This is a genomic window from Commensalibacter sp. ESL0382 (genome assembly GCF_009725775.1).
GTDB classification, from domain to species: Bacteria; Pseudomonadota; Alphaproteobacteria; order Acetobacterales; family Acetobacteraceae; genus Commensalibacter; species Commensalibacter melissae.
In genome coordinates, this window is record NZ_WNII01000014.1 from 1 (window position 1) to 8,178 (window position 8,178).

General features: G+C 31.6%; 10 protein-coding genes. 4 read left to right on the forward strand and 6 right to left on the reverse strand.

Going from position 1 to position 8,178, the window contains the following annotated elements; translation table 11 throughout:
• Nucleotides 1-274 precede the first annotated feature (274 nt).
• From trfA to GM552_RS08755, 3 genes are all read left to right on the forward strand, one after another.
• A complete protein-coding gene (gene trfA, locus GM552_RS08745) occupies nt 275-1,150 on the forward strand; it encodes a plasmid replication initiator TrfA (RefSeq protein ID WP_155566128.1) in 876 nt (291 codons plus the stop codon).
• A gap of 66 nt (nt 1,151-1,216) precedes the next feature.
• Nucleotides 1,217-1,471 (forward strand): type II toxin-antitoxin system RelB/DinJ family antitoxin, encoded by a 255-nt coding sequence (locus GM552_RS08750; RefSeq protein WP_155566129.1) that lies wholly within the window; start codon nt 1,217-1,219, stop codon nt 1,469-1,471.
• A complete protein-coding gene (locus GM552_RS08755) occupies nt 1,461-1,757 on the forward strand; it encodes a type II toxin-antitoxin system RelE/ParE family toxin (protein WP_155566130.1) in 297 nt (98 codons plus the stop codon). The genes GM552_RS08750 and GM552_RS08755 overlap by 11 nt, the downstream gene beginning before the upstream one ends.
• 155 nt (nt 1,758-1,912) lie before the next feature.
• On the opposite strand, the gene GM552_RS08760 is transcribed toward GM552_RS08755, so the two are convergent.
• From GM552_RS08760 to GM552_RS08770, 3 genes are all read right to left on the reverse strand, one after another.
• Nucleotides 1,913-2,842, reverse strand: coding sequence for a Bpu10I family restriction endonuclease (locus GM552_RS08760; protein ID WP_155566131.1), 930 nt, complete (start codon nt 2,840-2,842; stop codon nt 1,913-1,915).
• A gap of 13 nt (nt 2,843-2,855) precedes the next feature.
• Nucleotides 2,856-3,998: a DNA methyltransferase gene (locus tag GM552_RS08765; protein WP_155566132.1), complete on the reverse strand. Its 1,143-nt coding sequence runs from the start codon at nt 3,996-3,998 to the stop codon at nt 2,856-2,858.
• A gap of 267 nt (nt 3,999-4,265) precedes the next feature.
• Nucleotides 4,266-5,354 carry a sel1 repeat family protein gene (locus tag GM552_RS08770; RefSeq protein WP_155566133.1) on the reverse strand — a complete coding sequence of 363 codons (1,089 nt, stop codon included), beginning with the start codon at nt 5,352-5,354 and terminating at the stop codon, nt 4,266-4,268.
• Between the two features lie 63 nt (nt 5,355-5,417).
• On the opposite strand from GM552_RS08770, the gene GM552_RS08775 reads away from it, so the two are divergent.
• Nucleotides 5,418-5,930 (forward strand): hypothetical protein, encoded by a 513-nt coding sequence (locus GM552_RS08775; RefSeq protein WP_196424884.1) that lies wholly within the window; start codon nt 5,418-5,420, stop codon nt 5,928-5,930.
• Nucleotides 5,931-6,164: 234 nt separating this feature from the next.
• Here the strand turns inward: GM552_RS08775 and GM552_RS08780 are convergent, their stop codons facing one another.
• The 3 genes from GM552_RS08780 to GM552_RS08790 form a co-directional block, all read right to left on the reverse strand.
• On the reverse strand, nt 6,165-6,728 hold the full coding sequence (locus tag GM552_RS08780) for a hypothetical protein (protein WP_155566134.1): 564 nt from the start codon (nt 6,726-6,728) through the stop codon (nt 6,165-6,167).
• Nucleotides 6,729-6,814: 86 nt separating this feature from the next.
• Nucleotides 6,815-6,991 (reverse strand): hypothetical protein, encoded by a 177-nt coding sequence (locus GM552_RS08785; protein WP_155566135.1) that lies wholly within the window; start codon nt 6,989-6,991, stop codon nt 6,815-6,817.
• A 151-nt stretch (nt 6,992-7,142) separates the two neighbouring features.
• The gene (locus GM552_RS08790; RefSeq protein ID WP_370533627.1) at nt 7,143-7,673 is read right to left on the reverse strand and encodes an RNA 2'-phosphotransferase; all 531 of its coding nucleotides are present in this window, start codon (nt 7,671-7,673) and stop codon (nt 7,143-7,145) included.
• Between the last annotated feature and the right edge of the window lie 505 nt (nt 7,674-8,178).

Consider the following 8,178-nt stretch of genomic DNA (forward strand, 5'->3'; position numbering starts at 1 on the left):
AACAATAAGTTATCCACATAAGTTCGTAAAGTCACGTAATAAGGTTCGTAAAGTCACGTAATAAGGTTCGTAAAGTCACGTAATAAGGTTCGTAAAGTCACGTAATAAGGTTCGTAAAGTCACGTAATAAGGTTCGTAAAGTCACGATAATAAATCTTGCTTTATTAATTAAAGTTACGTTATAGTATCAGCAATAATAAAAAAGGGTGATTGCTAGAACAATCACCCTTTAACAACCATTCTTCTTAATGCCCTTGCGTGAGAATATAAAACAATGATCTATGTAGATAATACTATTCAATACGAATGTGAAGCAACACAAAAAAGCAAAAAAAAGAAACATCTTTCCCCAAAGAAACATAAACAAACTGATTTCTTTATTGCGGATATATTTAATAATCTGACTTTTCAAGATGACATCGCCAGTATGGAGCACCCACTATTTGCTTTAAAGGCTGGTGATAAAAAGGTAAGAGAATATATCCATAATAATTTTAGTATCGTTATAGCACCTAATGTTCAATATGGCATGGCTACAATCCATGATAAAGATATTTGGATTTATTGCATATCAAAACTCATGCAAGCCATCTATGAAGAAAAAGAAATAAGCCGAACCATTCACTTTACGATCTATGATTATCTTATAACAACCAATAGAGGCGTTGATGGTCGTTACTATGAAAAAGCAAAAGATGCTCTTGATCGTTTATCTGGCACACGTATTACAACCAATATTGAAACAGCAAAAACAAAAGAAGCACATGGCTTTGGACTGATTGATGCTTGGCGTGTAGTTGAAGAAAAAGACGGACGTATGGTTAGAGTGTCTGTTACTCTTCCTGATTGGCTATATCGTTCTATAACTTCTAACCAAGTCTTAACTATAAGCTCTGATTATTTTAGACTTAGAAAACCCTTAGATCGTCGTATTTATGAACTAGCTCGCAAACATTGCGGAAGCCAAAAAGAATGGAAAATAGGGTTAGAGTTACTCTTAAAAAAAACTGGTAGCAGTCAAAAATTAAAAGTCTTTAGATGGTCAATCAAATCTCTAATAACAACAAATGAATTACCAGATTATAGCGTAGCCTATGACCTTGAGAATGATGTTGTGATTTTTACGCAAAAACAAAAGTCCACAAAATAATATTGCACTACATTTGTAATTACATAATAATTTACCTATTATAATATTATTTGAAGGTAAAAAATAATGAGCACTATTCAAATTAGAGTAGATGAGAACTTAAAAAAGGATGCTTATAAAGCATTTGATAAGCTTAAATTATCTCCTTCAGATGCGTTAAGATTATTCTTACGATATGTTGCTGAAAATAATAAACTACCTTTTTCTGAGGTTTCAGTGATGGTCAGTGATAATGATAAAGACGATGATATTTTAGCGGTTGTCCGTGAACGTTTAAACAGCCCTACAAAACGCATCAGAGTTAATTTAGATGATCTTTAATATTGACTTTGATGAAAGAGCTTTAAAAGAATGGTATAAACTCGATAAATTTATTCAAACGCAATTTAAAAAGAAGTTAAAGCAGTTACAAAACAATCCTCATATTGAATCTGCCCGTTTACATGGAGATCTTGCTAGCTGTTATAAAATTAAATTACGATCTTCTGGTTTTAGATTAGTTTATCAAGTCATTGATGAAGAAATTGTAATTTTAGTCATTGCTGTAGGAAAACGCGAAGACAAAAAAGTTTATGTAACAGCTAATACTCGACTAAATAATCAATGAGTATATCTATAAACTCATTAAAACTGCTTTTTATCCATAAACCTTATTATTTAATAAGTTTATAGACGAAATATCGTAATTGGTAAAACAGTAAAGTAGATGAACCTAATTATACCACTAACAACTATAATGCCTGTCAGTGGTGTAATTAGGTTTTAAAAATACCCTCTTGAGAGGATGCTATCCTCTGAATCATTCTCTCTACTTGGGAAACATTCGTTTAAGTGATCAGTGAAGCGCTTTAAACTTAAAAAATTAATTGGATTAGCATGTATAAATTCTCTATAAGTACTTAATGAAGAGACTCTACCGGCATGACTTGAAAAGTCTTTTCTTATGTTTGATGGGAGTCTTTTTGCTTTTCTCAACACAATAACTTCATCAATTGAGGTTAGTTTTGTATTTATTGGTGTCATATCTAAATATTCACATAGAAGTATATACTTAGCTCCTGGAACAGCTCTTTTTAACTCTCCCGCTGTTTGTGATGCTTCTTGAAACATTGTTTTGTCTAAGTTTGTTTTTATCTCTGTTGCAAAATGTGATACGAAAAATTCCTCGCTAAAGCTACTATCATCACCGGGGATATTTGTTATTGTTAGTTTGTGTTTTTTTGCTACTGAAAAGTCCTGATCTTTCTTTTTTATTATGACTCCGCCAGTATTTAACCCAAGTAATGGTGACCCAAAGCTTAATCCTGAAAAAGAAGAACGCGGACCGCAAATAGTATTCGATAATCTTGAAAAACCAGGGACAAGGCGCTCATCAAAAAGATAGGGTATAAATTCTTCCAATATTGAATTGGATAATTTAAGCTGCCCATTTTGCCGGTATAAAAAATCACCACTTGAGTTAAATATAAGTTCTAAATCTATAAAATTTTTATATTTATTTAAAGAATTACACATGGCGACAAGTAGTTGATCTCCTGTTTCATCTATTGATGATAAAAATCTTACCCATTCTCTATACTTTTCAATTGCTTCTCTGACGCTATCTCTGTCAGGTTCTGGTAGTTTTGCATTTGTAAGTAACGCTGACAGCTTACTTCCATGTGCATCTGATCTTTCTGTATGTGTGCTCATTTATCTATCGCTATTAGTAATAAGTTGGTTTTTTCATAAAAAATTTAGGTGATTGTTCTATCTTGTTACTATCTTGAATTGCCATTTCTATTAATTTTTTGTTTTTTTCTTGGCATGTTTCTAATGATACTACCAATTGATTTACGCCAATCTCACGAGAAGTATTTTCATCTATGTTGCTTTTACTTGATTCAAAGACAAGAACATCCTCGATGATTCTTTTTCCAAATTGATTAATGAAAAATCTTTCATCCCTAGCTATTTTCTTAACTTCTTTAATTGATGAGAATATTGAGTCTATTATTTTTGAGTTCATGAATGGTTCGCCTAGAACATTTGATTCTCGGCCTACAACAAACACTATCTTTGATTTATTTTTGCATACTCTCATTAATTCATTGATAACAATACCCATATCAATAGAGTATTGAATCACAGTCATGAATCTGTTTTGTCTGAATTTTCTATTTGCACCTATTTCTGATTTTGCTGCCTGAAGAGGTTTCCATCCAAGTAATTCCATGGCTGTTCTATAATTTTGATGATAATTAAATACGTTTATATATGGAGGTGATGTTACTACACCATCAATAGAATTATCCTTAATTTCTGAGTGTCTTGAGTCTTTTAGAAGACAAATCCCACTTGTTTTGTATGAATATATTTCGCTTAGCATTGACTCTATAGTTGCTAAGCTTTTTTTGAATTTGTTTTTATTTAACTCAGTCCCATTCTTCATACTTAAAATCACAGCTGCTGAGAAAATTAAAAGCAAACCATGATTTTTTAATGATAATGTATGTTTATGGATGTTCGTTAAATCCAATGAGTCATCCATCTTTAATTTTTTTATATAATACAAAGCATCTGACATGTTTATATTATCTTTCATGTTAGCGATGGATGAGAATATCCAAGCTGCTGGGTTTATTTCTGTTCCAATAGCATGGATATTCTGTCTTGATGCTTCATACAATAAAGTCCCGCTACCGCAAAAAGGGTCAAATAATTTTTCTTTTTCTTTGAAGAAAAAGCTTATTAAATATTCAACTAACTCTGGTGAAAATTGACCTCGCCATGGTAATCTACTGCTTCTTACTTTTTCTGTTATATTTAATTTTTCATTGCAAAATGAATTGTCTTGTATGATGAACATAATCCTACTTTTATAAATGGGTTTGTCGCAAATAGATACTGAGGTTGTGATTGTTGATATGGTTGAATGATTTAGCAAGTGAGAGGATTATTTAAAAAGTTTTCTTAATCCACCCCTTGATAAAATTGGTTGTTCAATTGAATCCGTAAGAGACTTCTCTATGTTATGGAAACAAAGAGGCATAAATACAAATAGAGGAAATTTATATAAAAATTTTGTTGATTTTATCTATACTAGACGAGTTAATTTCACAACATATATTGATATTTAATCCAAAAAGGATTTTAATAAATCCAATACTTCGTGATAAATTTTATGTTTTTTATTAAGTTGATTTAAATATTTTTCGAATCTACATTTATTTGGGGGAATGCCACAACCATATTTATAAATCAAACAGAGAATTATTAAGGCATTATTATTTCCAATTTTAGCTTCTTTTTTAAAGTAATTTAGAGCTTTTTTACAAAATATATTAATGTTTTGATTTTTAAATATTTCTATGAGATTTGTTAAGGCGCTTATTAGAATTTTGTCATTGTTTGTTAGATGGATAGCATTTAAAAAACACTCTATAGATTTTTCGTTATTTGCATAAACATTACAGCCATATTTATATATAAATCCGAGGCTTAATAGAGCCCCAGCGTTTCCTAGATCAGCTGCTCTTTGTAAGTATTCTTGGTAACTATCTACATTTATACTATTATTATTTTTATGTAATATATCAAAAAATTGTAAACAATCATCATATTTTAAAGACAAGTATTGAAAAACAACTAGTATAGGTTCTTTAATATTTTGGGAGAAAAGAAATTCTTTGTCTTTTTTTGTTATACAAATTAGTCCAAGAGTTAATAAAGCCTCGGCATTTTCTAGATTAGCTGCTTTTTCTAAATAATTTAAAGCTTTTTTTTGATCTTTGTTCATATTTGAACATTTAGAATAATTAGGATGCTTATTATATATCTTCCATATCTCAAGTAAAACATCATTATTTTCTATTTTAATTTCTTTTTCTAAGAAGTCTTCAAAAGGAACTTTAAAAAAACGTTTAATATCTTGATGCTTAAAACTTTCTTTATATAAATCCCATAATTCAACTACGGCTTTTGCATTATTTGCTTCAATTGATTTCTGTAGATAATCTATAGATTTTCTATAATTTTGAAAAGTTTTATAACCATATTTATAAATTAGCCCAAGAGTTAATAGAGCCTCAGCATTTCCTAGATTAGCTGCCTCATTTAACTCTTTTATACTTTCATTATTTATTATCTCATGAAAATAAAACATTTTCTTTTCACCTTTAGTTAGTTGAGAAACAAATATTATTACAAAATTCTCCAAACTCAACCCTATTGACCCTCACTAACCATCATGTCAAAACTAAAATCATCTTCAATAATGAGGTCAATCATGCCGATAGTATCTATTTCCGAAGCTGCCGAATTAACAGGAAAAACACGACGAACTATACAGCGACACATCGCTAGCGGTAAACTGTCGCGATCCGTCGCCAGCAGTGGACGTGTCGGCGTAGATATCTCAGAACTTATTCGTGTATATGGACAATTAACGTCGCACGATGGATGTGCGACAATGTCACAATCTTTCACATCTAATGTCATTCATAAAAACGACATAAACGACAAAAAAAACACTGAATATCTTTTAAAACTAGAACATGAATTATCAATTGTAAAAGTCGAGCTTGAAGCTGAAAGAAGGCGCGTTCAAGATAAACAAGAGACGATAGACAGTTTAAAAACGGCATTAAAACTCTTAGAGCATCATCAAGAGAAAAAAAAGCCATTTCTCCCGCGAAAAAACAAACTATGCCAGAGCCTTCAGAAAACACTCCTACAGATCACACAGAACCTTCTAAGACAGGCTTTTGGAGTGGGTTTAAGAAACTCTTTCAATAATTAAACTTATCCACAATTTTGTGGGTAAAGCTGTTTTTAAGTGTTGTATGAAGGTCTATTTTTAGAGCTTAAGCAAGAGATTTAGATAAATTTTACCTTACATTGAAGGACTATTATCCCAGTAGTTGTCATATTCTTCTTCGTCATGATCTTGCTTAATAGCTTGAGCAATCTCGATTTGTTGAGGTTCCATATTGAAGATAGAACTTAATTGGTTAAATATTTTATCTAAAGCTGGCTATATCTTTTCTAGAATAGTTTTAAATAACGCAGCAAACTCTACAACTTTGATCTTAGGTAATTCTTCAAAAACATACCGCCTCACGATATGAGACGTTTCTGCTAAGAGTTTCAAACAATCTTGTGGTTCTTTATCTAATAAAATATCCGCATGAATATGATCTCTTTTGGTTTTTTCTTTATAGTCTCCTCGTTCTATACGAGGATCTAAATAGTCTTGGCACCATCTTCTTGCCCAAGAGGATTGTAATACTCCTCTAGGACGCTTCACCATAGGATCAAGCACTCTTTCCATCTCAAACAAAGCTTGTATCGATTTATTAACGCTAATGACTTTCTTTGTTTTATCTGATTTCCGCTGTTTTTGTTCATGAACAGGAGAAATAAAAACATCAATAACCCCACTTCCAGCTTCATCCCGATCATATCGCAACCCCCAAACTGAACCTTGGCCTGCCCAGCTTTCTGCCCATTCCCTAGCATTTTCAAATAAAGCTTTTACTCTTGGATTATCAGGATCATGAGGATCGCCTGTCTCTTCTAACCATTCAGGACTAATCACCAAGAGTAAATGTTCTGCAAGACTGGAGTTTTTACGCTCTCCTGCTGACAGCTCTTTTTTATGGATTTTAAAAGCCTCAACATAATCTATTCTTTTCCAATCCCTGCTTTAGACCATGCAATGGGTTTTTGATCGGGATGGATGCTTCTTTTTTGAGAAGTGATATCTAATCGTTGCGCATGATCTTGAGCAGCAGAAAGAGAATGATGTCCATTTAAAGATTTAATACTAGAAGCTCTGACAGCACATTTAAATTGAACCATGAGTTACTCAATGAAATTAAAGGATATAGAGGTAGCATAATCTTATTTATTTTACAAATAAACAAACATATTGAGTATTCTAAACCTCTTTCAGAGCTTTATCGCTTCGCTGAATACATATGGCAAGGAATTTCCCCCCTCTGCACGCCCCTTAAAAAGAAATATATTTTGGTAAAATATGATCGGTTAACCAAACCCCATTATCTGCTTTAAAGAACTTCAAACCCTCTTTGAACATTTGCCTTGTATTAATTTGAAGCACAATGACTTTTCCATGACGACCACCCACTTTTAAAGCAGTTTCTTCATTAGAGGATAAATGAACATATTGTCTTTTGGCTGAATGTATTCCCATCTCGAAAATAGAGTTCAAATTAGCACTGGCTGTGCCATGAAAAAGGATTTCTGGGGGCTCTATGGGGTCTAATGCCAAATCAATATCAATGGAATGTCCTTGAGCAGCTCTAATTTTTCGACCATCTTTTGAAATTGTAAAACGTTGCTTATCATTGGTTCGAACAGTTTCTAGAAGCTCTTCTAAACTAAGCTTATATCCAGTTTTTTTAGCTTTAGAGATAAGATGTTTAATCTCTGTCCAACCATTTTGATCTAAGGTAATTCCAATACGTTCAAGAGTATGATGTAAAACTAAGCTAAGCATTTTACTAATTTCTTTACTCACTGAATAAAACATTTCAAGATTAGAAAATAGAGAACTAAAAAACTCTATTTGTTTCCTGAGCAATAACTAAATTATCAATATGCACGTAAATACCGTTTTAAAGCTCTTACAGTGCATTTTAATTTTTTTTACATCAAATCCTACATAAAAACTATTTAAACGCACTGTAGAGCAATTTAAGAGCGTTTAGAACATTATTTATTTTAAATGTAGAATTTTACATCAAAACTACACAATTACAAATTTTGACTCTTAATGGTCAATTTGTTCATATGCATTTTTGTAAGTTATCCACAGGATAAAAATTGGATTTTCTTATTATAAATTTATTAAAGTATTATTAAGGGTCATTATCCACAAGATAACTATATGAAAACAAACAATAAGTTATCCACATAAGTTCGTAAAGTCACGTAATAAGGTTCGTAAAGTCACGTAATAAGGTTCGTAAAGTCACGTAATAAGGTTCGTAAAGTCACGTAATAAGGTTCGTAAAGTCACGTAA

Excerpts from the sequence above, each read along its gene's own strand:
- GM552_RS08765 (WP_155566132.1), bottom strand. The coding sequence starts at position 3,998 with ATGTTCATCATACAAGACAATTCATTTTGCAATGAAAAATTAAATATA.
- GM552_RS08750 (WP_155566129.1), top strand. The coding sequence starts at position 1,217 with ATGAGCACTATTCAAATTAGAGTAGATGAGAACTTAAAAAAGGATGCT.
- GM552_RS08785 (WP_155566135.1), bottom strand. The coding sequence starts at position 6,991 with ATGGTTCAATTTAAATGTGCTGTCAGAGCTTCTAGTATTAAATCTTTA.
- GM552_RS08755 (WP_155566130.1), top strand. The coding sequence starts at position 1,461 with ATGATCTTTAATATTGACTTTGATGAAAGAGCTTTAAAAGAATGGTAT.
- GM552_RS08775 (WP_196424884.1), top strand. The coding sequence starts at position 5,418 with ATGCCGATAGTATCTATTTCCGAAGCTGCCGAATTAACAGGAAAAACA.
- trfA (WP_155566128.1), top strand. The coding sequence starts at position 275 with ATGATCTATGTAGATAATACTATTCAATACGAATGTGAAGCAACACAA.
- GM552_RS08760 (WP_155566131.1), bottom strand. The coding sequence starts at position 2,842 with ATGAGCACACATACAGAAAGATCAGATGCACATGGAAGTAAGCTGTCA.